Origin of the sequence: Hymenobacter cellulosivorans (assembly GCF_022919135.1) — a bacterium.
GTDB lineage: Bacteria > Bacteroidota > Bacteroidia > Cytophagales > Hymenobacteraceae > Hymenobacter > Hymenobacter cellulosivorans.
In genome coordinates this window covers 549240-575536 of record NZ_CP095049.1, presented here as the reverse complement: position 1 = coordinate 575536, position 26297 = coordinate 549240, and the positions used below count along the sequence as shown (strand labels likewise).

The following is a 26297-nucleotide window of genomic DNA, read 5'->3' as shown; positions in this document are numbered from 1 at the left end:
CAGTCGCCTCAGCGTGGGAAACCCGAAAAATAGACAAACCTCCCTCTTTTGGACTCTACCCAAAGAACCATTCAGCTTCTGCTCAAACCCGGCCAACACGATGGCGAGGGCCAACGTGTAGCCGAAGCTGCCTCCCGCCACCTGGGCCTCACTACCGGCCGGGTGCAAAGCACCGCCCTCTACACGGTGCGCTACCCCGTGAGCGACACGCAACTGCGCGACTTCGCCACCCACTGCCTCCAGGACCCGGTGCTGCACGACGTGGCCCTCGACGAGTTTCGCCACGGTGCCGAGTACAAAAGCTACATTCTGGTGGCCAAACTGCCCGGCGTGACTGATGACGAAGGCATATCGGCCCAGAACGCCCTCGGCGACTTCCTCAACGAGCCGCTCGATACCCATACCCAGCATATCTTCAGCAAACGGCTTTACTTCCTGGAGCACGAGCTGCCCGAGAGTAGTCTGCGCCGCCTGGCCGAAGACCTGCTCGGCAACAAGATGATTAACCGCTTCGAGGTCGGCCCCATAGCCCAGATTCGCGACTACACGCCGCGGCCGGGCGGTGGGGCCGAATCCATTACGGACACCGTGCGCCTGGTGGGCTTGTCGGATGAGGAGCTGGTTAAGCTCTCCAAGGACAACCTCTACGCCCTGAACCTGGAGGAAATGCGGGCCGTGCGCGACCATTATACCAGCATTGCCGACGAGCGCCAGGCCGCGGGCTTGCCCCAGGACCCGACCGACTGCGAGCTGGAAATCGTGGCCCAGACCTGGTCGGAACACTGCAAGCATAAGGAGTTCAGCGCCGTTATCAAGTACCGGGATGCCGACACTGGCGAGGAGTTTGAAGTGGACTCCTTGTTTAAGACCTACATCAAAAACGCCACGTCGGAAGTTGACCGCCAGCTGCGTGCCAATGGCAACGACTGGCTGATCAAGGTGTTCAGCGACAATGCTGGGGCTGTGCGCATCAACCCCGAGTCGCTGTTTGTGTGGAAGGTCGAAACCCACAACTCGCCCTCAGCTATTGACCCTTACGGCGGAGCTATTACCGGTATTCTCGGCAACAACCGCGACCCGCTGGCTACCGGCATCGGGGGCGCTAAATTGCTGTTCAATACCAACGTGCTCTGCTTCGGCAACCCCGAGTTCAACGGTACTCTGCTGAGCAACCAGCTCCACCCACGCCGCATTTTCGAAGGCGTGCGCAAGGGCATCGAAGATGGCGGCAACAAGTCGGGCGTACCGACGGTGAACGGGGCCATTGTATTCGATGACCGTTACGCCGGCAAGCCCCTGGTGTATTGTGGTACCGGCGCCGTAATGCCCATGCAGCTGGCCGGCCTCGATTCCTGGGAAAAGAAGATTGACGCCCACGACCGCATTATTATGGCCGGGGGCCGGGTGGGCAAAGACGGCATTCACGGCGCAACGTTCTCCAGCATTGAGCTCGACGAAACCTCGCCTGCCACGGCTGTGCAGATTGGCTCACCCATCACCCAGAAGCTGGCCATGGACTTCCTGATTCTGGCGACCCGCCGGGGCCTGATTAAGTGCAGCACCGACAACGGCGCGGGCGGCCTCTCGTCCAGCATTGGTGAGCTGGCTACTATCAGCGGCGGGGCTGTGGTGGAGTTAGAAAAAGTACCGCTGAAATACCCTGGCCTGCGCCCTTGGGAAATCTTCGTGTCGGAGTCACAGGAGCGGTTTTCACTGGCTGTGGAGCCCAGTAAGATGGCCGAACTGCTGGCTTTGGGTCAGGAGATGGAAGTGGAGCTGACCGATATCGGCTACTTTACTTCGGATGGCTACCTGGATGTGCGTTTTGACGGCGCACCCGTAGCCCACCTCGATATGCATTTCCTGCACGACGGCGTGCCGCGCAAAGTGCTGGAAGCCGAGTGGACCAAGCCTACCGCGCAGGAACCCGCTTTGCCCGCCGACCTCGACTATACCGACGTGCTGAGCCGCCTGCTGGGTAGCCTCAACATCTGCTCCCGCGAGTCGGTTATCCGGCAGTACGACCACGAGGTGAAGGGTCGCACGATTATCAAGCCGCTGATGGGCGCAACGGGTCAGGCTCCCCAGGATGCCGCCGTGGTGCGCTTTAACTTCGAGAGCTGGGAAGGCGTGGCCGTGAGCAACGGTATTCTGCCCCGCTTCGGCGACTTGGATGCCTACGATATGTCGGCCGGGGCCTTCGACGAAGCCGTGCGCCAGATTGTGGCGGTGGGAGGGAAGCTGCCCAACCTGAGTTATGGCGACGGCAACTTCTGGTCGGTGAACGACAACTTCTGCGTGCCCGACTCGGTGTACGACCCCACTACCAACCCCGACGGCAAGCACAAGCTGGCCAAGCTGGTGCGCATGTGCCAGGCCCTGCGCGACGCCACGGCCGCCTACTGCATCCCGCTCACGAGCGGCAAGGACTCGATGAAGAACGATTTCAAGGCCGACGGGGTGAAGATTTCCGTGCCACCCACGGTCCTGTACTCCATGACCGCCAAAATCGAGGACGTGCGCCGCACCATCACCTCCGACTTCAAGCAAGCCGACGACGTGGTGTACCTGCTGGGTGAAACCTACGACGAGCTAGGCGGCTCAGAGTTTTATCAACTCTTCGGTGAGCTGGGTGCCAACGTGCCCAAAGTGCGTTTCGAGGAAGCTAAATCGTTGTACACCCTCATGGGCCAGGCCAACGACCAGGGCCTCATCCAGTCCTGCCACGACTTGTCGGATGGTGGACTGGCGGTAGCTCTGGCGGAAGCCACGTTTGGTTACGATTTTGGGGCGGAGGTAGAGCTGCCGGTAGGCTTACCGGTGCCGGTGCAGCTGTTTTCGGAGTCGCACTCCCGCTTTGTAGCTACGGTAGCCCCGGAAGACGTGTTGGCTTTCGAGCAGCACTTCGGAACCCGTGCTACCCGTCTGGGTGTCGTTACTCAAAACCAGCAACTCACAGTACGGCACAATGGTCAGACGGTCATTTCGGCCAGCACTGCCGCCCTGCGCCACGAGTGGACCAACGGGCCCGTGAATCGAATTATCGGCTTTGGCCAGCACGCAGAAGCTCAGTAATATGGAAGGCCAACAAGGAATCAATAACCCAAAAACCGTCCAGGCCCTGATCCTGACCGGGTTCGGCATCAACTGCGAAGAGGAATTCGCGGCGGCCTACCGCCTGGCCGGCGCCGAAGCTACCATCGTGCACCTCAACGAGGTCATGCACGGCCACGTCAGTATCCACGACTACGACATCCTGAACTTCCCCGGCGGCTTCAGCTTCGGCGACGACCTGGGCTCGGGCGTGGTGCTGGCTAACAAGCTGCGCCACCGTAAAAACGCCGCGGGCCGCACTCTGCTCGACGATATTAAGCAGTTCATTGCCAATGGCAAGTTCGTGATGGGCATCTGCAACGGCTTCCAGGTGCTGGTTAAGCTGGGCTTGCTGCCCAACCTGAGCGGCAATGTGACGCCCGAAGTAACCTTGACCCACAACGCCTCAGGCCGCTACGAGGACCGGTGGGTTCGTTTGAAAGTCAACCCTAAGTCGAACTCGCCCTTCCTCAAAGGCATCGACAGCATGGAAGTGCCGGTGCGCCACGGCGAAGGCCGCCTCATTATCAAGGGCGAAGAAACGCTAGCCGAAATCGAAGCCCGGGGCCTGAACTGCCTGGCCTATACCGACTATGACGGCTCGCCGACGGACGTGTACCCGCATAACCCCAACGGCGCCGACCTGAACTGCGCCGGCCTGACCGACACTACCGGGCAGGTATTCGGCCTGATGCCCCACCCCGAGGCTTTCCTCTCGCTCTACAACCACCCCGACTGGGCCCGGCGCAAACGCCAGAACCCGGGACTTAGTGAGGAAGGCGACGGGCTCAAGCTGTTCCGCAACATCGTGGAGCACGTGCATAGTCAGCGGGCCACCGCCGCCACCCAACAGGAAGCCCATCAGTTTTCATCCTAGCCACCGCCGCAATCTGCTGGCCTAGTGCCGGCTGATAACTCGTCGTATGAACACCCTCAACCACTTCGATACCCCCCAACTCGAACTCCTGCACCGCGGCAAAGTCCGTGACTCGTACCGTGCTCCTTCCGGCGAGCGGCTCATCGTGGTAACCGACCGGCTGTCGGCCTTCGACTCGGTGCTGGAAACGCCGGTAGCCCACAAAGGGGCGGTGCTCAACGGGCTGGCGGCTTTCTGGTTCGACAAAACCCGGCACATCATCCCCAACCACGTGATTTCGCTGCTCGACCCGAACGTGACCCTGGCCAAGGAGGCCGAGCCAATTCGGGTGGAAATGGTCGTGCGCAACTACCTCACCGGTTCGATGCTGCGCGGCTACCAGCAGGGCCAGCGTACCTTCTCGGGCGTAACCGTGCCAGACGGTCTGACCAAGCACCAAAAGTTTCCCGAGCCCATCGTGACGCCGACTACAAAAGAAGAGTCGGACCGCGAGATTACGCCGGAAAACCTGGTGTCAGAAGGCTGGGTGTCGGCGGAACTCTACGAGAAGATGCGGGTGAAGTCTCTGGAGCTGTTCAACTTCGCTTCGGCGTGGATGGCTGAGCGAGGCATTATTCTGGTGGACACCAAATACGAATTTGGTTTGCTGGATGGGGAGCTGATTTTGATTGACGAAATCCACACGCCCGATTCGTCGCGGTTCTGGAGCGCCGAGGACTACGCCAAGAACCCTGAGGCCGTGGAGCAAATAGATAAGGAGTACGTGCGCCAGTGGCTGATTGCCAACAAGCAGGACGGCCAGTATCCCCGCGCCCTCACCCCGGAGGTTTCGGCTGAAGCCACCCGCCGCTACCTCGATATCTACGAGCGTATCACGGGTGTCCCGCTGCCTACCGGCAACGAAAGCACTACCGGCAGCGACGTGCAAGCCCGCCTCGTGGGCAACCTGGTGCGCGCTGGTATCATGAAGGATGCTTAATAAGATAAAGCAATGGACGCCGCGAAACAGAAACAACTAGTGCAAGACTACATTGAAGCGTACAACCGCCTCGATGTAGCCGGCATGCTCCAGCCCCTGCACGAGGAAGTCGTGTTTCGTAACGTTACCAACGGCGAAGTTGACCTGACCCTGACCGGCAAGGACAGCTTCCGCCAGCAGGCCGAGCAGGCCTTACAGTATTTTTCCCAGCGGGAGCAGCGTGTCACCGATTGGCAGATTAGCGCCGACAAGGTGGAAGTGCAACTCGACTACTCTGCCGTGGCAGCTATGGACTTCCCCAATGGCTTGAAAGCTGGTGACCCGTTGCAGTTGCAGGGTAAGTCAGTGTTCGAATTTGCCGACGGACTTATTTCCTCCATCACCGATATCAGCTAAGCCGTTACTTCCTGCCAATGTTCCCCGCCACTACCTTACAGCTCGAAGTTTCCTCGCCCCAAGCGGCGGAAGCCCAGCCTTTGCTCGACGCCTTGTCGGAGCACCTGGGCACGCGCTTCGGCAGCGACGGGCGGGCTTCGTTTACGGAATGGAAAGCTGCTGACCCGCGCTATATTTTTCTGCTGGCCCGGCTGGACGGGGAAGCCGTGGGCTGCGGGGCCGTGCGGCCGTTGGCAACGGAAGTAGGCGAGGTAAAGCGCATGTTTGCTAAATATTCTCGGCAGGGCATTGGTGAAGCGGTGTTACAGCAACTCGAAGCCGAAGCCCACAAGGTTGGCTTCACCGAGTTATGGCTGGAGACCCGGGTAGCTAACACCGAAGCCTGCCGCTTTTACCTTAAAAACGGCTACCAGCGCCGTGCTAATTACGGTCAGTACATCGGCCGCGACAATTCTGCCTGCTTCGGCAAGCTTCTCACTTCTTCTGACGCAGCTGAGTTACTTTCTCATGACTAGTCCTTTGCCTAAAACTATAGTCCTCCTCGGCGGCGGGGCCCGTGAGCACGCCATGGCCTGGAAGCTGACCCGCGACGGGGCCACGGTGCACGTGCTGCCCGGCAACGGCGGCATTCCCAACAGTCACCCCGACATCAGCGCCACCGACTTTCCGGCCGTGCAGCAGTTTTGTGAACAACACGGCGTGAAGCTGATTGTAGTTGGCCCCGAAGCCCCGTTAGCTGCTGGCGTGACGGATTATTTCGCCGGTTCCGACATCCGTGTGTTTGGTCCTTCGCGGGCCGGGGCGGTGCTGGAAAGCTCCAAGGTGTGGAGCAAAGACTTCATGCGGCGGCACGGTGTGGCTACGGCCATGTCGTGGCAGTACCGCAGTGATAAGCTGACCGAGGCCCGGGCCAAGGCCACTGAGCTGAACGGGCAGGTAGTGGTGAAGTACGACGGGCTGGCCGCCGGCAAGGGCGTGTACGTGTGCTCCTCCATCGAAGAAGCCCAGGCCGCCCTGGATGATTTGCAGCTGCAGCACACCGGTTGGTTTAGCTTCCTACTCGAAGAAAAGCTCATCGGCCCCGAAATCAGCATTATCGGCGTCACGGACGGCAACCGGGTGCGGCTGCTGGCCCCATCCCAGGACCACAAGCAGCTGCTGGCCGGCGACCAGGGCCCCAACACCGGCGGCATGGGCGCCTACTGCCCCGTCCCGTTCTGCGACGACAACGTGCTGGCCGCCATCCGCACCAGCATCGTTGACCCCACCCTGCGGGGCCTGCAAAACGAGCAGTTCAACTTCAAAGGCTTCCTATACTTCGGTATCATGCTCACCGACCAAGGCCCCAAGCTGCTCGAATACAACGTCCGCCTTGGTGACCCGGAAGCCGAAGTGCTCTTGCCCGCCTTGGAAAGCTCGTTGCTGGAACTCATCGAAGCTACGCTGGATGGCAAGCTCCAGCAAACCGTGGTGCGGCAGCGGCGCGGCAGCTACGTGGGCGTGGTGCTGGCCTCGGGTGGGTACCCGGCCGCCCAGTTCCCCACCGGCTTCCCCATCACCGGCCTCGACCAGCTACACCCCAGCATCCTGGCTTTCCACGGCGCGACCAAGCAGCAGGATGGCGAGCTGGTAACCACCGGCGGCCGGGTAATGGTGCTGGTAGGCCACGGTGAGGAGCTGGAAGACGCCGTAGCTCACGTGTACCGCGAAGCCGAAAAAGTAAAGTTTCAGGATGTCTACATCCGTACCGATATCGGCCAGCGGCCGGAACCGACCCTTGCAGCCAACTGGTAACCATAGCACCCAAAAAGCACGCCTGGCCATTCTGCTGTCGGGCCGGGGCTCCAACATGGTAGCTCTGGTAAACGCGGTGCAACACGGCGTGCTGCAGAACCTGGCCGAGGTAGCCGTGGTATTCAGCAACAAGCCCGACGCGCCCGGCCTGGAAACGGCCGCTACCCTGGGCTGCCCGACGGCCAGCCTCACGAGCCAGGGCCGCAAGCGCCAGGAGTTTGACGCCGAAGTGGTGCAGGTGCTGCAGCAGTTTCAGCCCGACTACATCGTGCTGGCCGGCTACATGCGGATTTTGTCGCCGACTTTCATCCGGGCCTTTGCCGGCCGCATTCTCAACATTCACCCCGCCGATACGCACGCGCACCAGGGCCTGCACGCCTACGAATGGGCGTTTGAAAATCAACTGGTTGAAACCAAAATCACGGTGCATTTGGTTGATGAGGGCCTGGATACCGGCCCCATTCTGGCCCAGCACCCCGTAGATTTGCGCGGGGCCGATACCCTGGCTGAAGTGGAGCGTCGCGGCTTGGCCGTGGAGCACTTTTTGTACGCCGACACCCTGGCCCGCCTCATCCGCGGCGAGTTACCAAACGCTACTATCGAAACCGGTGCGGCCTCCGCGGCGGTTTCGGCATCTACCCCCGAACCTCTGGTGCCATTGTCGTCCGGCTCAGCTTCTCCCGCGGGAGAAGGGCTGGGGGGTAAGGCTTCTCGTTAACTAGTACCACCCACCACCCCGGAACCCTGGCTCCCTTTGGCCAGCAACTGACTTTTTAAGACTGCCATGTGCGGAATTGTAGGTTTTTACGGCCCCGATGACGTTGCCCACGACATCGTTTTTGGCTTGACGGCGCTTCAGCACCGCGGCCAGGACGCGGCCGGTATAGCCACCTTCGATGATAATTTTCACCTCTGTAAGGGCAACGGCCTGATTGCCGACGTCTTCAAGCCCAAGCAGCTCAAAAAGCTCAAGGGCAACATCGGTATCGGCCACGCCCGCTACACCACCCAGGGCTCCAACGACGCCGAGCTGGCCCAGCCGTTTACCACGAGCTACCCCTTCGGCCTGGCCATGGTGCACAACGGCAACGTCATCAACTTCCGCTCGGCCGCCAAGCGCCTGCACGAGAAGTACCACGTGCTGCCCAAGACCAGCAACGACCTGGAGCTCATCATGTACACCTTCGCCTCGGAGCTGCGCCTGAAAAACCTCGACAACCTTTCGGTTATCGACATTTTCGACGCCGTCGAAACGACCCAGGAGCTGGTGAAGGGTGCTTACGCCACTATTACCATTATTGCCGGCCACGGCCTGCTGGCCTTCAACGACCCGCTGGGCATCCGGCCCCTGGTGCTGGGTCGGCGCGAAACGGAGAACGGGCCTATCTACGCCTTTGCCTCCGAAAGCACCTGCTTCGACTACCTGGGCTTTGAGTTCATCAAGAACGTGGGTCCGGGCCAGGCGGTGTTTATCGACAAGAACTACAAGGTGCATTACAAGAACCCGTACAGCCTGCCCAAGGCGTTCTGCGTGTTCGAGCACATCTACTTCGCCCGCGAAGACTCCACCATTCACGGCCGCCTGGTAGCCCGGGAGCGGGTGCGTCTGGGCAAGATTCTGGCCCGTAAGGTCATTGAGTCGGGCATTCAGCCGGATATGGTGATTGACGTGCCCTCGTCGGGCTACTTCGCCGCTTCGGGGTTGGCTGAGGCCATCGGCGTGCCCTACCGGCGGGCGTTGGTAAAGAACAACCACATGGGCCGCTCCTTTATCGTGAGCAGCCAGGCCGGGCGCGAGGACATTGTCAAGAAGAAGCTCAACCCGATTCGGGAGTTTGTAGAAGGCAAGAAGATTGCCGTCGTCGATGACAGCATCGTGCGCGGCACTACTTCGCGCCGCATCGTGCGGATTCTGCGGGAGGCCGGGGCCAAGGAGGTCTACTTTATCAGTAGCGCCCCGCCCATCGTGTCGCCCTGCATCTACGGCATCGACATGGCCATGAGCACCGAGTTGATTGCGGCCAATTACACCGAGGAGGAAATCTGCCGCTACATCGAGGCCGACAAGGTTATCTACCAGTCCATCGATGATTTGAAGGAGCTGTTTTCCGAAGAGCGGGGTAACGGTGGTAACTGCTTTGCCTGCTTTACCGGCCAGTACCCCACCGGCGACGTGACCAAATACCTGCGCCACATCCAGGAGGAGCGCCAGAGCCACCGCGGCGACAAGAAAAACTCGTCTGCTGAGCCCGTAGCCTCGGTTAGCGCCAAAGCCCCGGCTCCAACTGAGCATTAACTGGGCACGGTTTCGAATTGAGAAAAGGGTTTAGTTAATGACCTTGGTGCCTATGAAATCGACGAAGCTCCTGTTGCTACCTGGAATGTTGAGCTACGGGGTAGTTGCTCAGGCTCAGCAGGAGCCTTTGTCGAACAAGCAGGCGGAAGTGAAAACACCCAAGATAGAGGAAGCTTTGCGTGGCTTCGCTAATCTTCGCTATATCGTGATGAAGCGCTTCACGCCCGTTTATTATCAGGTAGCTGATACTGTCGGTAAACGCCCCGCCCGTATGGTGTTTCCAAGTACGAAAGTCTATATCCGAGAATATACGGCGGAGGGCTTTTGGGTTGACTTAGGGAATGCCGCGGGTGAGCGTTACTACTTGCCGGCAAAATCAGTGAAGGGACTGCCAGTACATGTTGAAATCTAAACCGCTCTTTTAAGCTTGCTCTCTTTGTCTCTTCGACGCCAACAGCTCAGGGAAGTAAAGTAACTATCATGAACAACACGATTAAAGAAACCGCCGGCTACTCCATCGAAGAAGGCAATGCCGCTTCCAAAAATGCGTACCACTGGGCGCAGAAAACCTTCTCGACCCGCGCCGGTAAGCCCGGTGAGCCGGCGCAGGATTTGGCCGGAGGCTTCTCCAACGAAATTCGCTTTGGCAGTGAGCGGCTGGGTATCGGCTCCGACGGTATCGGGACCAAGATTGAAGTGGCCGAGCGCCTGGACCGCTACGATACGCTGGGTTACGACCTAATTGCCATGGTAGCTGACGACTTGGTAGTAGCCGGCTTTATCCCAACCAACCTCTCGAACATCATCGACGTGAACACGCTCGACTACGCGGTGGTCGATGAGCTCATGCGCGGCCTGCACGACGCGGCCCAGTTCAGCCAGATTGCCGTGACGGGCGGGGAAATTGCCGAGCTCGGCAACCGCATCGGCGGCTACCCCGGAGCCAAAATGAACTTCAACTGGTGCTCAACGGCTGTGGGCGTGCTGCACCCCAGTCTGGAGCGGCCTTTGAGTGGGGCCAACGTGCGCGCCGGGCAGGCCGTGGTGGCGCTTCGCTCACCCTCGTTCCGCTCGAATGGCTACTCTCTGGCGCGCCGCGCCCTCACCAAAGCCTTCGGAGAAAAGTGGCACGAAGCCCCTTACACGGGGTCTGACGCCGCCGAAATGGGCCAGACCTGGGGCGAGGTAATGCTGGCACCTTCCCTTATTTTCTCGCCCGGCGTGAGCGCAGTGCTGGATGCGGGTTTGCCCCTGCACGCAGCGGCGCACATCACCGGCGGCGGCATTGCCGACAACTTCAAGCGGGTGCTCAAAAACGGCGTGGGTGCCGAGCTGACCAATCTTTTTGAGCCTTTGCCCGCCATGCAGCAGCTGGCTGAGCTGGCCGGCATTACGCCCATTGAAGCTTACCTGTACTGGAACATGGGCAACGGAATGCTGCTCGTTACCGACGAAGCCCAGGCCGAAGCCGTAGCCGAAACCCTACGCGGCAACGGCTACCAGGCCCAGGTAGCCGGCCGCATCACCGCTGAGCCCGGTGTTCGGCTGGTAGTAAGTGCCGGTGAGCTAAGCTACGAGTAGCCTTGGATGCCGGTACATCCGTTTATTTGGCTTGAGCCTTGGTGGGTACTAAATGAAGCCGACAGACTGCCTTTAGAAGCTGAATTGCAGCGGGAGTTGGGTCCAGCTCATCCGTTGTTTGATATAAAAGCAACGGCTGTCGGCAAAAGTGAAGCTAATGACGACGTGCTGTTTCAACTCCAAACCACAGAGCCCAGCTATATAGCAGTGCACCTCACTTGGACTGGATATAGTGAAGCCAGTGGGGTATGGCCCTACTATAAGTTGTACAGCACTTGGGACGACTTTGTCACTATGCAAATGCAACATGATAATTTCGAGTACAATGCATAAGTGAAACGCCCCTTTGGTTTTCCAGAGGGGCGTTTCGATTTTTCAATTATCCTACAGTTAAGCGGGCTCGATATCAAACCCAGCCTGGGCGACGGACTTCATAATCAGCTCAGGAATGGGGTTCTCGCCCTCCACGGTCAGGATTTTGTCGGGGCTGGTGGTATCGACCTGCCACTTTTCGACGCTGGCTTCGGCATCGAGGAAGGGCGTGACGGCGCGCACGCAGTTGGCGCAGTTGATGCTGGTTTTGAATTGCAGAGTTGACATAACGCACAGGTTGAGGGCCGGACAATGGCTGGTGATAAGTAGCCTACGTGTACGGAGCTGCGGCCGGTGCGGTGGCCCCTAAAAGGACGTGAACGTGTAGGTGGTGTAGTAGGGCACGCCGTCGATGGGGGACAGGCCGTTGTCCTGCTTGAATTTAAGGGTAGAGGCCGTTAGCTCCAGCAGCTCGTAGGTGCGCACGGAGCCGGCAATAACGGACATGGTCTGGTGGGCCGCGTCGAGGTTCCAGCGGGCCGGATTCACCTGGGGAGCGTCGTCCTGGCACTTGCTGAGGCCTTCGTCGATAACCATCGTTTGGTCGGGGGCAAACTTCCAGAAGTCGTCCAGGTCGCAGGCGGGGGAGGCACTGTAGTTGTCCACGTCGCGGCGGGCGTTGCCGGTAGCGTACACGAACGTGGTGACGTTGGCACTCATACGCCAGTTTTTGGCCGTGAGCAACCGGACGTTTTCGGGGAGTTCCTCGTCTTTTTCGCAGGCGCTGAGGCTCACGGTCAAGCCGAGCAGGAGGAGTAGAGAAGTGCGTTTCATAGCAATAGGACTGAGAGTGGAAGAAATACGGCTGCCCACCGCGGCCCGGGCGCCGGTACCGGGCGGGTAGGGGCCTGACTAGACCCCGGACCAAAAGGTTGCACGGCCCGCCCGAGTGAAGACTTTTGCCGTATTTCACAGCCGTGTTTCCTGCTTTAACCTGGCTGCACCATCTTTCTACCAATATGACTATCCCCGAATTCTGGCAGTTGATAGATGCCTCTAAAACTGCCGCCGCTGGCGACCAAACTGCCCAGGCTGATTTTTTGTCGGAGCAGCTGGCCGCTTTAGAGCCAGCCCAGATAATTGAGTTTGAGTGCCGCCTGCGCGAAAATCTGCGGGAAGCCGACGACTTCAACATAATGGCCGCCCTCAAGATTATGGACGGCTACGTGTCGGACGCCTCCTACCTGTACTTCCGCGCCTGGCTGGTAGGGCAGGGGCAAACGGTATTTCAGAACGCCCTGCGGGATGCGGATAGTTTGGCCCAGGTAGCCAAGGAGCCGTATCAGGATTTCGAAAACCTGCTCTACGTGGCCACCGAAGCCTTCGGGCGGCGCACCGGACAGCGCGAAGAAGACGAAACTTTCCCGCGGGATGTAGCAGTCAGCCGCGGCCTAGACTACGACCTGGGCGCTGAAACCAAGGGTGAGGACTGGCGGGAAGAACAGCTGCCCAAGCTGCTGCCGCGGCTGTGGAAGAAGTTTAGTAGCTAGTGCAGCCAATTTTGTTCGTCGAGCGTAAGCCAAGTGGCCATTAGGCTATGCTCAAGCCGTACTTGCAGCAGAGCGGCAACTGTCTCGGGCTAACCCGTCTGTTTATTTGACAATAACTGGGCGGAGTCGGGATTACCGGCTTCGCCAGACCAATATAAGGCTTTGCCAATTTTAAGGATAAATTGGACTTTTAATTTCCGTTGTCTCCATTTCTTTTCATCCTATTGCGGTGCCCACCGCGCTTTGCCTATTCCAACACTCTTTACTCCTGGTTTCATGCGTCTATTTTTACCCGCTGCGGCTTTGGCCGTAGTAGCCGGCAGCCTGCGTGCGCCGGCTCAAGCGCAGCAGCGCGCTGCGCTGCCAGTCAACACCATCGGTTCGGGCCCGGTTACGGCCGCCCGTACCTCGGCGCTCAGCGCCTGGACAACCCTGGCTAAAATGCCTGTATCCCAGTTTGCGGGAGGTCATGCTATTCTTGATGGCAAGATTTACTTGACCGGGGGATATGCAAGTGGGAATTGGTCCACGAGGGTGCAGATCTATGACATTGCCACCAACACCTGGAGCAGTGGCGCGCCAATGCCCAAGCGGCTGGGCGCGCCCGGAAGCGTTGCCAAGGATGGTGTTATCTACAGCATTGGCGGCGTCATATTGGATACCGTTGTTCCCTCGAGCAGTTCTCTGACCTATACCCCAACCACCGACACGTGGGCGGCCAGTACGCTACGAAACTATCCATGGGCAGGTAGCGGCCAGCAAAGCAATCAGGGACTGAAGGGATGGGTCGCTCCGGATGGTAAAATCTACATACAGGATACGCAGTATGGTACCGATATTTATAACCCGGTCACTAACTCGTGGGGTGCTACGATAGGGCCTCCGTCAACTACCGGTCAGTTTCAAGACCGGTATGGGCATGCCCTTGTGCTGGATGCCAACGGACTGGTCCATGCCTTTGGGGGCGGGCGAGGAAGCAATGGTCCTACCGGGTTCTATCAGCAGGCTGTCGCAGCCCACTCCGTGTACAACCCGGCCACGGGCCTATGGACGGCAGCAGCTCCCATGCCACTACCCAAGCTGCAAGCCTCGGCTGTGCTGGGCTCAGATGGTAATCTGTATGTCATTGGGGGAGGCATAACCTCAGCTGATTATGCGCCTGATGTGCAGATATACAACCCCACCACCAATACGTGGGCAGTGGGGCCTTCGCTCCCTATTGCTACGGGTAATACTTATGTACTCACCCAAGGCAATGATATTTACGTTGTCAACCCAAACGGTACGTACCGAGCTACAATTACCGTGTCGGGCATTACGTGGACGGGGGCTGTATCGAGTTCGTGGACGGAGGCGGGCAACTGGTCGTCGGGCACGGTGCCCACGGCCACGGACGACGTGACGATTCCCGCGGGCCTGGCGCGCTACCCGAGCATCACCTCTGCTACGCCCACAGCCCACACGCTCACCGTGGCCAGCGGGGCCCAGCTCAGTGTTGCGGATGGGGGTACGCTGAGCCTGACGGGCAACCTGGTCAACAACGGCAGCTTCTCGTCCACGGGCTCGGGCACGCTGGCCTTCACCGGTGCCACGGCCCAGGTGCTGGGCGGCACGGCCCCCACCACGCTGACGACCCTGCGCGTGGGCCCGGCCGGGGCCACGCTGGCCGGCCCGGTAACGGTGCAGCGCCAGCTCACGCTGCAGGGCAACCTGACCACCACGGGCCAGTCCTTGGTGCTGGCCTCCTCCAGCACGGGCACCGCTCTGGTCGTCAACCGCGGCGGCGTGGTCACGGGCCCGGCCACAGTGCAGCGCTACATCGAGGCCACCGACTACGCCGGGGCCGGCTACCGCCACTTCAGCCCGGCCTTGAGCGGGGCCCGCGTGGCGGACCTGACGGTCAGCGGCAGCGGGGCCGTGCCGCTGGTGGTGAACGCGGCCTACAACTTAGCCGCTGAGCCCAGCCTGGTCACGCCCTTCCCCACCGTGTTTGCCTACGCGCAGAGCCGGGTCAGCACCGACTTTGGCACGGGCTGGATGTCGCCCGCGGCGGCTTCGGCGCTGTTGCCCCCGGGCCAGGGCCTGACGATCCAGCAGCAGGCCGGCACCACGCTCGCGCTCACCGGCCCGACGCTGACCACGGGCACCGTATCGGTCCAGGGGCTGAGTCGCGGCAGCGGAGCCGAGGCGGGCTGGCAGCTGCTGGGCAATCCTTACCCGAGCCCGGTGGACTGGAGCCGGGTGAGCACGAGCAACCTGGAGGCGGCCGCGTATGTGTACCGGGCCACGGGGCCGTACGCGGGCGGCTACACGGCCTACGTCAACGGCATCGGCCGCAGTGTGCTGGCCCAGGGCCAGGCCTTCTTCGTGCGCGTCAACAGCGTGGGCGCGGTTGGCAGTGCGACCTTCACCAATGCGGCCCGGGACACGAGCTACACCAACCCGGGCTATGCCCGCCCGGCCCGCCCGGAAACCCGCCCGCTGGTGCAGCTGCTGCTGCAGCGGGCCGGCAGCACGACGTCGGCCGCCAGCCAGGATGAATTCTATGTCTATGAGCAGGCCGGAGCCACGGCGGGCTTTGACGGGGCTTTCGATGCGGTGAAGGTGCAGCTCAACGGCGGCACGCAGCCGAGCCTGTATCAGGTCGTGGGCACGCAGGCGGTGGCCATTCAGGGCTTGCCCGCCGGCACCGGTGCGCGCAGCTTGCAGCTGGGCGTCAATGCGCCGGAGGCGGGTAGCTATGTCTTCTCGGCCGCGCAGCTGCTAAACCTGCCCGCCGGTGAGCCGGTGTGGCTGGAAGATAAGCTCAGCAATACGTGGCACGACCTGCGCCAGGGCAGCTACGCCGTCAACCTAAGCCAGGGCCTGAGCACGACCCGCTTCGTGCTGCACCTGCACCAAGGCGCGGTACTCGGCAGCCAGAAGGCAACGAGCTGGAAAGGTGAGCTGCAGCTTTATCCTAACCCGGCCAGCAACTCGGCGGCCGTGACGGTGGTAGCCAGCGGTGTGCCCGGCAGTAGCGCCGAGCTGGTACTGCTCAATGTCGTGGGCCAGATCGTGCGCCAGCAGCCACTGGCCGTGACCGGCAAAGAAGTGCGCGGCACCGTAGCACTCTCGGGTCTGGCACCGGGTATTTACTCGGTGCAGGTGCGCAGCCTAAACGGCGTGCTCACCCATCAGCTCGCGCTGCAGTAACCGCGGCATCGGCTGGGCAATGGCGCTTGCCGCTCTGGCTGTTCGTGCTGTATTCAGGATTTTACACAAAGAGAGGAAATGGCTAAAAGCCATTTCCTCTCTTTGTGTAAAGCTGCTACCAACTCTTGTTTTTAGGTTTACGCCGGGCGTTGCGGCCGTTTTTCCAGAATCAGGTTGGTCCGGAAGGTATTCAGGCTTTCTTCCAAACCCACGGGGTACACGTGCGGGTTGAGGAAGCGGCGGATGCTGGGGTCCAGGCTGGCAACTTCGCGCTGAGCTTTTTCGCGGCTTTGCTGTAGGGTGGGCAGCTCGGCCACCAACTGGCCCTGGCGGAACACAGGCTCCAGCAGCTCCCGAAACTGGGTGCTGCGAATGGGCCGGCGGCGCGTTGGGTCCACAGGGTCCACGATGGTCAGGTCGGCGGGCAGGGGCTCGGCCGTGTTGTAGAGCATGTCGGCCCGAGGCTGACCCTTCTCGGTTTCGTAGCGCCGCACCTGCAAAATGCCCGGAATGCTGGTTTTGGCCAGCTGCTCCGAAATTTTGACTGTGTATTCCCAGCCCGAATCGTCGGCTTTGCGCAGGGCGGCCAGCTTGTATACCCCGCCTAGGGCCGGCTGGTCGTAGGCCGTTACGAGCTTAGTGCCGATGCCCCAGGTGTCAATCTGGGCGCCCTGCTGCTTGAGGCTGACAATGAGGTTTTCGTCGAGGTCGTTGCTGGCTACAATGCGCGTTTTGGGGAAGCCGGCCTCGTTGAGCAAGGCCCGGGCTTCGCGGCTGAGGTAGGCCAGGTCACCGGAGTCGAGGCGGATACCGCCCAGCTCGTGGCCCTTGGCGCGCAGGCGTCGCGCCACGCTGATGGCCCGCCGCACACCTTCCAGCGTGTCGTAGGTATCGACCAAGAACACGGAGTCATCGGGAAAAGCCTCGGCGTAAACTTCAAAGGCCTGTTCTTCTTCCTCAAACGACATGACCCAGCTGTGGGCGTGGGTGCCGCGCACCGGAATCCCGAAGCGCCGCCCGGCCAGCACGTTGGATGTGCCATCGACGCCGCCCAGGTAGGCCGCCCGGCTGGCCCCGAGGCCGCCGTCGAAGCCCTGGGCCCGGCGCAGGCCGAACTCCAGCACCTGGTCGTCGCCGGCCACTTCCCGAATGCGGGCCGCCTTGGTGGCAATCAGGGTCTGGAAGTTGACGAGGGTGAGCAGGGCCGTTTCCAGCAATTGGACTTGCAGCAGTGGGCCCTTGATGCGCATCAGGGGCTCGTTGGCGAATACCACGGTGCCCTCGGCAATGGCATCCACGTCGCAGGTAAAGCGTAGGTCGCGCAGGTAATCCAGAAACTCCGGCGGGAATAGGGCCGCGCCTTTGGAGCCGCGCAGGCTGGCTAGGTAGGTAAGGTCTTCGGCCGAAAAGCGCAGGTTCTGGAGCCAGTCGGTGGCGTAGGCCAGGCCGGCGCACACGGCGTAGCCGCCACCGAAGGGCGGACGGCGGAAATAGAGGTGAAATACGGCTTCCCGGTCTTGCAGACCCTGTTTCCAGTAGCCGTAGCTCATCGTGAGCTGGTAGAGGTCAGTGACGAGGCTGAGCGAAGAAGAGTAGAGGCTGGAGAGGGGCGTGTTTTCCGGAGAATTGGGCATTGCAAGCAAGGTTAATGTGGCAAGTGAGCAAGCGGGTGCAACTATACTACGGCCGCAACAATCATAGGGCTGTTTCGCGTACCAGGGCAGCGGGCCGTCCGCAAAGGTGGATTAAAATATATAATTCATTCTTAATAGGACTTTGTAGAGAAACATTTGTTACTTTCTCTATCTTTACGGCCTCCGTTACCCTTACCTACTTCTGTACCGCGCATCCCGCGTTTTGCCTATTTCAACACTTTTTACTCTTCATTTCATGCGTCTATTCTTACCCGCTGCGGCCCTGGCCGTGGTAGCCGGCAGCCTGCGTGCGCCGGCTCAAGCTCAGCAGCGCGTCACGCTGCCGGCCAACACCATCGGTTCGGGCCCAGTCACGGCTGCCCGCACCTCGGCGCTCAGCGCCTGGACTGAAGTAGCTAAAATGCCCACGCAGCAGTATTATGGGGGCGTAGTGCAGCTCAATGGCAAAATCTATGTCTTCGGGGGCTTCACACCAACCGTTGGCATAACCAAGCGGATGCAGGTGTATGATATTGCCACCAACACCTGGAGCCTGGGCGCTGAGATGCCCTTTCGGTTGGCGGATCTCGGAGGCTTTGCCAAGGATGGCCTCATTCACAGCGTTGGAGGGGCAGTATTAGACATTATAAGGCCGGAGCCCAGTACGTCGCTGGTGTATAACCCGGCAACCAACGCCTGGGCTACGAGCTCCTTACGTTCCTTGCCCCCTTATAAAGAAGCACATCCTTATCTACGTGAGTGGCTTACTCCGGACGGAAAACTATATGTCAATACTCCCGAATTAGGAACCTTTGACGTTCTGGATTTGGGTACCAATACCTGGCGCTATGATGATGTGCCTTTGCCTCCCCGACTTGGCGACCCGCGCGACCGTGACGCGCTTTCTACTAGTTATGTGTTCGATGCCAATGGCCTGCTACATGCTTTCGGCGGTGGCGTAGCAACGACGAAGCGATACTTTTTCCTCCTTGCCAGAACCAGGCATGCCGTGTATAACACGGCCACGAAGACGTGGACGACGGCCGCTCCGCTGCCAACAGGTAGACTAGAAGCCTCGGCCATCCTCGGCCCCGATGGCAACCTGTATGTGATTGGGGGAGGTGACAGATCTTCCGATCCTACTGGGAGCGTATATATCTACAACCCGACTACTGACAGCTGGAGCACCGGGCCCTCGTTGCCAACGGCGGCCGCGTATCCGGCATTGGTCACGCACGGCAATGATATTTACGTGCTGACCTCAGATAATTTTACTTACAAGGCCACGATAACCGTACCGGGCATCACCTGGACGGGGGCCGCATCAACTTCGTGGACCGATGCCGGAAACTGGTCGGGCGGGGTGGCGCCCACGGCCACGGACGACGTGACCATCCCGGCCGGCCTGTCGCGCTACCCGAACATCAGCACTACTGCGCCTACGGCCCACACGGTCACCGTCGCCAGCGGCGCCCAGCTCACGCTGGCCGACGGGGGCACGCTCAGCCTGACGGGTAACCTGATCAATAACGGCAGCTTCTCGGCCACGGGCTCGGGCACGCTGGCCTTCACCGGTGCCACGGCCCAGGTGCTGGGCGGCACGGCCCCCACCACGCTGACGACCCTGCGCGTGGGCCCGGCCGGGGCCACGCTGGCCGGCCCGGTAACGGTGCAGCGCCAGCTCACGCTGCAGGGCAACCTGACCACCACGGGCCAGTCCTTGGTGCTGGCCTCCTCCAGCACGGGCACCGCTCTGGTCGTCAACCGCGGCGGCGTGGTCACGGGCCCGGCCACAGTGCAGCGCTACATCGAGGCCACCGACTACGCCGGGGCCGGCTACCGCCACTTCAGCCCGGCCTTGAGCGGGGCCCGCGTGGCGGACCTGACGGTCAGCGGCAGCGGGGCCGTGCCGCTGGTGGTGAACGCGGCCTACAACTTAGCCGCTGAGCCCAGCCTGGTCACGCCCTTCCCCACCGTGTTTGCCTACGCGCAGAGCCGGGTCAGCACCGACTTTGGCACGGGCTGGATGTCGCCCGCGGCGGCTTCGGCGCTGTTGCCCCCGGGCCAGGGCCTGACGATCCAGCAGCAGGCCGGCACCACGCTCGCGCTCACCGGCCCGACGCTGACCACGGGCACCGTATCGGTCCAGGGGCTGAGTCGCGGCAGCGGAGCCGAGGCGGGCTGGCAGCTGCTGGGCAATCCTTACCCGAGCCCGGTGGACTGGAGCCGGGTGAGCACGAGCAACCTGGAGGCGGCCGCGTATGTGTACCGGGCCACGGGGCCGTACGCGGGCGGCTACACGGCCTACGTCAACGGCATCGGCCGCAGTGTGCTGGCCCAGGGCCAGGCCTTCTTCGTGCGCGTCAACAGCGTGGGCGCGGTTGGCAGTGCGACCTTCACCAATGCGGCCCGGGACACGAGCTACACCAACCCGGGCTATGCCCGCCCGGCCCGCCCGGAAACCCGCCCGCTGGTGCAGCTGCTGCTGCAGCGGGCCGGCAGCACGACGTCGGCCGCCAGCCAGGATGAATTCTATGTCTATGAGCAGGCCGGAGCCACGGCGGGCTTTGACGGGGCTTTCGATGCGGTGAAGGTGCAGCTCAACGGCGGCACGCAGCCGAGCCTGTATCAGGTCGTGGGCACGCAGGCGGTGGCCATTCAGGGCTTGCCCGCCGGCACCGGTGCGCGCAGCTTGCAGTTGGGCGTCAATGCGCCGGAGGCGGGTAGCTATGTCTTCTCGGCCGCGCAGCTGCTAAACCTGCCCACCGGTGAGCCGGTGTGGCTGGAAGATAAGCTCAGCAATACGTGGCACGACCTGCGCCAGGGCAGCTACGCCGTCAACCTAAGCCAGGGCCTGAGCACGACCCGCTTCGTGCTGCACCTGCACCAAGGCGCGGTACTCGGCAGCCAGAAGGCAACGAGCTGGAAAGGCGAGCTGCAGCTTTATCCTAACCCAGCCAGCAACTCGGCGGCCGTGACGGTGGTAGCCAGCGGTGTGCCCGGCAGTAGCGCCGAGCTGGTGCTGCTCAATGTCGTGGGCCAGATCGTGCGCCAGCAGCCACTGGCCGTGACCGGCAAAGAAGTGCGCGGCACCGTAGCACTCTCGGGTCTAGCACCGGGTATTTACTCGGTGCAGGTGCGCAGCCTAAACGGCGTGCTCACTCAAAAGCTTTTTGTGCAATAAGAAACCAACTACTCTCATACTCTTTCCTTTTTTCAATGACTACCTCTTTATTTCGCCGTTTGGCCCTGAGTGGGCTATTATTCCTGGGCCTGAGCCAAGTGCCCGCCCTGGCGCAAGGCCCCGGTGTGGGCGGTCCCTCTCCCGGGGCTACCACGGCCCCCATCGATGGCGGGGCCAGCCTGCTGCTGGCCGGCGGTGTAGCCCTGGCCCTGCGCCGACTCCGCCGCCGCTAACCAGTCCGTTGGTGGGTTGGGTCTTCGCAAGCCCATTCCCCATTGAGTAGTACTTTTTGCCGCCCGCTGTGCTTGCACGGTGGGCGGCTTCTTTTTTGCCGGCTTTGATGCAGACCAGGCCGGCATTGGAAAATGAACAAAGACGCTTTCCACTTTCGAACAGGCTGTCCATTTCCGGACAAAGTTTTACCAACGGTAAAATGGAGGTTGTTGATTAATTATTTGTAAATCAAATAGATGTGTAAATGGCACGGGGCTTGGCTCTACCTACAGGAAACTACCCCCTTCCTGCACGAAAATGGACAGAGCAATTTCTCCCGCCACGCATACCCGCCGCCGCCGTCGGCAGTGGCTGATAGGTACCGCCGCCCTACTGTTGGTTATGGCCGGCCTGCTGGCCTTTCGCTCGGTGCTGCAACCCAGCATCAACCGAAACCAGATTTTAACAACCAAAGTTGAAACGGGGGATGTAGAAGCCTCCCTGACCGCCGCCGGCGTTATTATTCCGAGCCGGGAAGCCGTCATTACCAGCCCCATCCAGAGCACTGTCCGGCGCGTGGCCCTGCAGGTAGGCGAGAAAGTGCAACCCGGCCAAACCATTCTGGAGCTCGACAAGGACCTGACCACTACGGCCCTGGCCAAGCTACAGGACGAGCAGCAGCAGAACCGCAACAAGAACGGCCAGCTCCAGCTCACCCTGGAAAAAGCCCTGAACGACCTGGAATCCCAGGAAAAAGTGCAGCAGGTGAAAGTGCGCAGCCTGCAGTCGACGCTGCGCGACGAGCAGTACCTGCTCAAAATCGGGGGCGGCACGGCCGAGAGCGTCCGGCAGGCCGAGCTGAATCTGAAAGTGGCCCAACTGGAACTGCAGCGCCTTGGGGAGCAAATCCGCAACCAGCGTGCCGCCAATGCCGCCGACCAGCGCGAACTGGGCTTCACCATGCAGATCCAGGACCGCAGCATCACGGAGCTGGCCGGTAAGCTGGCCCAGGCTAACATCAGCAGTCAGCAGCCCGGCGTACTGACCTGGGTAAACGAGGACATCGGCAGCACCGTCAACCAGGGCGACGCGCTGGCCCGGGTGGCCGATTTGAGCCGCTTCCGGGTACGGGCCACCATTTCCGACGCCTACGCCGACGCCCTGCACCTGGGCGACGCAGTGGTGGTCCGCGCCAACGGCACCGACTTGCGCGGCACTATCAGCACCATTAGCCCGGCGGTAGACAAGGGCGTGGTCACGTTTTACGCTACCCTCACCGACGACCATCACCCGGCCCTGCGCTCCAACCTGCGGGCCGACGTGTTTGTGGTGACCAAAGCCCAGCACAACGTGGTGCGGGTGAAAAACGGCCCTTTCTACCAGGGCGGCAAAGAGCAGTCGGTCTTCGTGCTGCGCAATGGCAAGGCCGAGCAGCGTACCGTGCGCTTCGGCGACAGCAACTTCGACTACGTGCAGGTACTCAGCGGCCTGCAGCCCGGCGACGAAATCGTGCTCAGCGAGCTGAAGCAGTACGAAGACACGCCTTCCCTGATTATCAAAGACTAAGCAGCCGCGTGATGAAACCAACTGCTACCCTCCGCTTGAAAGTATTGAGTGCCCTGAGTGGCCTGCTGCTGACGCTGCCCGCCCTGGCCCAAACCACCACGCCTCTGAGCTTGCCCCAGGTGATTGAACAGGCCCTGGCGCAGTCGTCGGTGGCCAAGCAGGCCGCTACCAACCGCGAAACCAGCTACTGGCAGTACCGCACCTACCTCTCGAACTACCGGCCTCAGCTGGCCCTGCAAGGTACAGTGCCCGGCTACCGACGCGAGATTTCGCCCGTGGTTCAGCCCGATGGCACCACTGGCTTTCGGGCCATTCGCACCCACAATGCTAACCTGGGCGTGACCATGACCCAGAACATTGGGCCGACGGGCGGACAGATCTACCTTAGCTCCTCGGTGCAGCGCGTCGACGACTTCAACCGCCAGGATAAGACTTACCGCAACCAGCCCTTCGGCATTGGCCTTACCCAGCCGATTGGGGGCTACAACAACCTGCGCTGGGCCCGAAAAATTGAGCCTCTGCGCTACCAGGAAGCCGGCCGCCAATACGTGGAGGAGCGCGAGAATATTGCCCAGCGCATTACGGAGCTGTATTTTGACGTGCTGCTCCAGCAGGTAAATGCCGACGTGGCCCGCCAGAACGCCCAGGCCAACGCCGAAATGCTGCGCCTGGGCAAGGAACGGTTCCAGCTCGGTCGTCTCTCCCAGAGCGACTTGCTGCTGCTCCAGCTCAACCTGCTCAACTCCCGCAAAGCCCTGGGTCAGGCCTTGCTCGATGCTCAGACAGCCGCCGTAAGTCTGCAAAGCTACACCGGCCTCTCGGCCGAAGCCCTGCAGCTGACCGTGCCCGAGCCCACCAGCAAGCTAGAGGTAGACCCCAATCGAGCATTGGAGCAGGCCCGCCAAAACCGCCGCGAAACCCTGGCTTTTCGTCGCCGCCTGCTGCAAGCTGAAAGTGAAGTGGCGCTGGCCAAGGGCACGACCGGCTTGCAGGCCAGCCTAGTGGCCAACCTGGGCTATGTGAACAGCACCCCGGACTTTTGGTCGACCTACAACAGCCTGCAAAGCCAGAACCAGCTGAGCCTCACGTTTTCGATGCCCCTGCTCGACTGGGGCCGGCAGAAGTCCATCGTCAAAACCGCCGAGCTGACCCGCCAGCAGGTGCAGCAAACCGTGGCTCAGGAGCAAAGCACCTTCGAACAAAGCGTGGTAACCCAGGCGGCCCAGCTCAGCAGCCTGCACGAGCAGATGGAACTCTCCGCGCAGGCCGATTCGCTGGCCCAGCAGCGCTACAGCATTGCCCGGGCCACCTACCAGGTCGGCCGCATCAGCCTCACCGACCTGAACATTGCCCTGGCCGAGAAAGACCAGGCCAAACGCGCCTACATTGCGGCCCTGCGGGCTTGCTGGGTGGCGCACTACCGCCTGCGCGCCCTCACCCTCTATGATTTTGCCCTGCAGCAGCCGCTACCTGGTAGTACAGAAGTGAAATAAACATCTACGATTCTCGTGTCATTGCGAGGCGCTAGCTGAAGCCATCCGTCCTCTGCGCAGTACGCCCCGTTCATTTACCAGAAAGCCCTTTCCTACTCGCGTGGGAAAGGGCTTTTTACTAGGATAGCTCAGTGCCTTCCAGAGCATGCATTGCCGCGCCTTGTTCGCAAGGACAGTTGGTTATGCCGCTTGCTGACCGGAGGCGGGTAGGCTGGTGTTCCAGATATCCTGATGAAGCTTCCAGTGGCCTTGCTGCTCTTTCCAAACCACCAGGTACTTGCCCTGGTCCATGGCCTGGTGGTTGCCGTCGAAGAGGGTGTAGGTGCCGAGCTCAATGGCCGTGTCTTCCAACTCCTCAATGTCGCGGGTTTTGAGCCTAACCTGCTTTACGCCCCGTGCCATAGCGCCCTGCCAAAAGGCCTGAATGCCCGGCTGCCCTTCGATGGGCTCCATACCGGCCGGCAGCAGCACGCCCGCCGTGGTAAAGAGGTTGGCAATGGCGGCGGCGTCGCCCTGCTCGAAGCTGGCTTCGAAGGAGTCGTTGGTGCGCCGGATTTCGTCGCGGATACTGGTGGCTGTGGTGGGCATGGGAAATGGGGGTTAGATCGGTGAAACAGTAAGCAGGTAGAAGATACTGCTTTTCAGTAGAATAAAAAGTTGATGGTCAGTCCGTCAGGTAGCGCTTCCCGTCGCCTCAGTCCCTGCCCTGCAACTACACCCAGGGCTACTGGAAAAATCATGCGCGGAGTTGGCCCGTAAGTAGCCTGAACATCGGAACGGTGGCTACTCCCTACAGCAAGGACGACCTGCTCAAGGTGCTGACTACGCCCGTGAAAGGCAATGGCCTGCTAGCCCTGGCTCACCAGCCGCAGCCGATTTGGCGGCACGCTCAAAACCTCGGAAACCAGTGCCCTGGTAGCCACCCTAGACGCCTACAACAACTCCAATCACTGCGACTAGCCGCTGCCGGGCCTGGCGCGGGCCAACGTTTCCTGATTCCTAAAAAGCCGGGCGTGTCGTCCGGCTTTTGCTTGTCGGGGCGGGCGGGGTAATACGCTGCCTGAGACCCGGTAGCGGCACTAGTTCGGAATCGTACGGGCCGGCTTCCATAATCGAACACCGTGTCCGTTTCTGGACAATATTTTCAACCAGCTATTTTGTTGATTGCTATATAATTCATTGGTTTTAAGTGTCTTGCAAATTTGGCACAGGGCTTGGCTACTATTGATGGAACCAGCTGCCCAACTGCTTAAAAACGGACACGGACAGCCAACTCTTCCTTCAGAACCTTCCATCGACCACTAACTGCTCCAGCTTATGAACTCCACGACTGCGCCCCACAACCTGACTGCCGCTCCCGAGGTCCGCCTGGCCACGGCTCCGGCCACGGCCATGCTCAAGCTCACCGACATTGAAAAGGTGTACCAGACCAAGACCATCGAGACGGTGGCCCTGAACCGGGTAAACCTGACCATCAACAAGGGCGAATTCGTGTCGATTATGGGCCCGTCGGGTTGCGGCAAATCCACGCTGCTGAGCATCATGGGTTTGCTCGATGAGCCTTCGGGAGGCCAGGTCGAAATTGCCGGCCGCCCCGTTACGTCCTACTCCGACAAGGAGCTGGCCCACCTGCGCAATCAGAAAATCGGGTTTGTGTTTCAGAGCTACCACCTCATCAACGACCTTTCGGTGCTCGACAACGTGGAGCTGCCCCTGCTCTACCGCAGCAGCGTGAGCGGCAAGGAGCGCCGGCAGCGGGCCCACGCCGCCCTCGACAAAGTAGGCCTCAGCGCCCGCACCAACCACTTCCCCAGCCAGCTTTCGGGCGGGCAGCGCCAGCGCGTGGCCATTGCCCGGGCCCTGGCCGGCAACCCCGAACTGATCCTGGCCGACGAACCCACCGGCAACCTCGACTCGGTGATGGGCGAGGAAATCATGGACCTGCTGCTGGGCCTCAACCGCCACGACGGCGTGACCATCGTGATGGTAACCCACGACGAGCAGCAGGCTCTCAAGACCGAGCGGGTTATCCGCTTCTTCGACGGCAGCCAGGTTAGCTAAATGGTGAACTGGTGAGGTGGCGAAATAGTGAGTTGCTGTTCCGCTTCACTAGTGCACTGCCTCCCACAAACTC

The 26297-nt window shown here is 60.9% G+C and carries 21 protein-coding genes; 17 read left to right on the top strand and 4 right to left on the bottom strand.

The features are described from left to right. Positions 1-48: 48 nt before the first annotated feature. From MUN80_RS02475 to MUN80_RS02430, 10 genes are all read left to right on the top strand, one after another. Complete coding sequence (locus MUN80_RS02475) at positions 49-3075, top strand: phosphoribosylformylglycinamidine synthase subunit PurL (protein ID WP_244719181.1); 3027 nt, start codon at positions 49-51, stop codon at positions 3073-3075. A 1-nt stretch (position 3076) separates the two neighbouring features. Continuing rightward, positions 3077-3970, top strand: a complete 894-nt coding sequence (locus tag MUN80_RS02470; protein WP_244719178.1) for a phosphoribosylformylglycinamidine synthase subunit PurQ — start codon at positions 3077-3079, stop codon at positions 3968-3970. Between the two features lie 46 nt (positions 3971-4016). Continuing rightward, positions 4017-4949 carry a phosphoribosylaminoimidazolesuccinocarboxamide synthase gene (locus MUN80_RS02465; RefSeq protein WP_244719175.1) on the top strand — a complete coding sequence of 311 codons (933 nt, stop codon included), beginning with the start codon at positions 4017-4019 and terminating at the stop codon, positions 4947-4949. A gap of 12 nt (positions 4950-4961) precedes the next feature. Beyond that, entirely contained in the window at positions 4962-5345 is a 384-nt protein-coding gene (locus tag MUN80_RS02460) for a nuclear transport factor 2 family protein (protein ID WP_244719172.1), read from the top strand. A 17-nt stretch (positions 5346-5362) separates the two neighbouring features. Beyond that, entirely contained in the window at positions 5363-5860 is a 498-nt protein-coding gene (locus MUN80_RS02455) for a GNAT family N-acetyltransferase (RefSeq protein WP_244719169.1), read from the top strand. A 4-nt stretch (positions 5861-5864) separates the two neighbouring features. Continuing rightward, positions 5865-7139 (top strand): phosphoribosylamine--glycine ligase, encoded by a 1275-nt coding sequence (gene purD, locus MUN80_RS02450; RefSeq protein WP_244719165.1) that lies wholly within the window; start codon positions 5865-5867, stop codon positions 7137-7139. After that, positions 7123-7857, top strand: coding sequence for a phosphoribosylglycinamide formyltransferase (gene purN / locus MUN80_RS02445; RefSeq protein ID WP_244719162.1), 735 nt, complete (start codon positions 7123-7125; stop codon positions 7855-7857). Before purD ends, purN begins: the two co-directional genes overlap by 17 nt. A gap of 66 nt (positions 7858-7923) precedes the next feature. Then, on the top strand, positions 7924-9435 hold the full coding sequence (gene purF / locus MUN80_RS02440; protein ID WP_244719159.1) for an amidophosphoribosyltransferase: 1512 nt from the start codon (positions 7924-7926) through the stop codon (positions 9433-9435). Positions 9436-9487: 52 nt separating this feature from the next. Further along, entirely contained in the window at positions 9488-9847 is a 360-nt protein-coding gene (locus MUN80_RS02435; RefSeq protein ID WP_244719155.1) for a hypothetical protein, read from the top strand. A 68-nt stretch (positions 9848-9915) separates the two neighbouring features. After that, positions 9916-11016: an AIR synthase-related protein gene (locus tag MUN80_RS02430; RefSeq protein ID WP_244719152.1), complete on the top strand. Its 1101-nt coding sequence runs from the start codon at positions 9916-9918 to the stop codon at positions 11014-11016. Between the two features lie 390 nt (positions 11017-11406). On the opposite strand, the gene MUN80_RS02425 is transcribed toward MUN80_RS02430, so the two are convergent. Next, a complete protein-coding gene (locus MUN80_RS02425) occupies positions 11407-11616 on the bottom strand; it encodes a heavy-metal-associated domain-containing protein (RefSeq protein ID WP_244719150.1) in 210 nt (69 codons plus the stop codon). Between the two features lie 78 nt (positions 11617-11694). Next, entirely contained in the window at positions 11695-12162 is a 468-nt protein-coding gene (locus MUN80_RS02420; protein WP_244719148.1) for a hypothetical protein, read from the bottom strand. A gap of 185 nt (positions 12163-12347) precedes the next feature. On the opposite strand from MUN80_RS02420, the gene MUN80_RS02415 reads away from it, so the two are divergent. Both MUN80_RS02415 and MUN80_RS02410 read left to right on the top strand, forming a co-directional pair. Beyond that, the gene (locus tag MUN80_RS02415) at positions 12348-12878 is read left to right on the top strand and encodes a DUF4240 domain-containing protein (protein WP_244719146.1); all 531 of its coding nucleotides are present in this window, start codon (positions 12348-12350) and stop codon (positions 12876-12878) included. Between the two features lie 276 nt (positions 12879-13154). Next, the gene (locus MUN80_RS02410) at positions 13155-16073 is read left to right on the top strand and encodes a DUF8693 domain-containing protein (protein ID WP_244719144.1); all 2919 of its coding nucleotides are present in this window, start codon (positions 13155-13157) and stop codon (positions 16071-16073) included. A 137-nt stretch (positions 16074-16210) separates the two neighbouring features. Here MUN80_RS02410 and MUN80_RS02405 read toward each other — a convergent pair whose 3' ends face one another. Next, positions 16211-17707, bottom strand: a complete 1497-nt coding sequence (locus MUN80_RS02405; protein ID WP_244719142.1) for a nicotinate phosphoribosyltransferase — start codon at positions 17705-17707, stop codon at positions 16211-16213. Between the two features lie 256 nt (positions 17708-17963). Here MUN80_RS02405 and MUN80_RS02400 point away from each other — a divergent pair, with 256 nt between their 5' ends. The 4 genes from MUN80_RS02400 to MUN80_RS02385 all read left to right on the top strand — a co-directional run bounded on the left by MUN80_RS02400 (position 17964) and on the right by MUN80_RS02385 (position 24163). Continuing rightward, positions 17964-20891, top strand: a complete 2928-nt coding sequence (locus MUN80_RS02400; RefSeq protein ID WP_244719141.1) for a DUF8693 domain-containing protein — start codon at positions 17964-17966, stop codon at positions 20889-20891. 35 nt (positions 20892-20926) lie between these two features. Continuing rightward, complete coding sequence (locus MUN80_RS02395; protein WP_244719140.1) at positions 20927-21124, top strand: PID-CTERM protein-sorting domain-containing protein; 198 nt, start codon at positions 20927-20929, stop codon at positions 21122-21124. Between the two features lie 298 nt (positions 21125-21422). Continuing rightward, entirely contained in the window at positions 21423-22670 is a 1248-nt protein-coding gene (locus MUN80_RS02390) for an efflux RND transporter periplasmic adaptor subunit (RefSeq protein WP_244719138.1), read from the top strand. 35 nt (positions 22671-22705) lie between these two features. Continuing rightward, the gene (locus MUN80_RS02385) at positions 22706-24163 is read left to right on the top strand and encodes a TolC family protein (protein WP_244719136.1); all 1458 of its coding nucleotides are present in this window, start codon (positions 22706-22708) and stop codon (positions 24161-24163) included. Between the two features lie 180 nt (positions 24164-24343). On the opposite strand, the gene MUN80_RS02380 is transcribed toward MUN80_RS02385, so the two are convergent. Then, positions 24344-24751: a YybH family protein gene (locus MUN80_RS02380; RefSeq protein ID WP_244719125.1), complete on the bottom strand. Its 408-nt coding sequence runs from the start codon at positions 24749-24751 to the stop codon at positions 24344-24346. A gap of 804 nt (positions 24752-25555) precedes the next feature. Between MUN80_RS02380 and MUN80_RS02375 the strand changes: the two genes are divergently transcribed. Then, entirely contained in the window at positions 25556-26224 is a 669-nt protein-coding gene (locus MUN80_RS02375) for an ABC transporter ATP-binding protein (protein WP_100338269.1), read from the top strand. Positions 26225-26297: the final 73 nt, after the last annotated feature.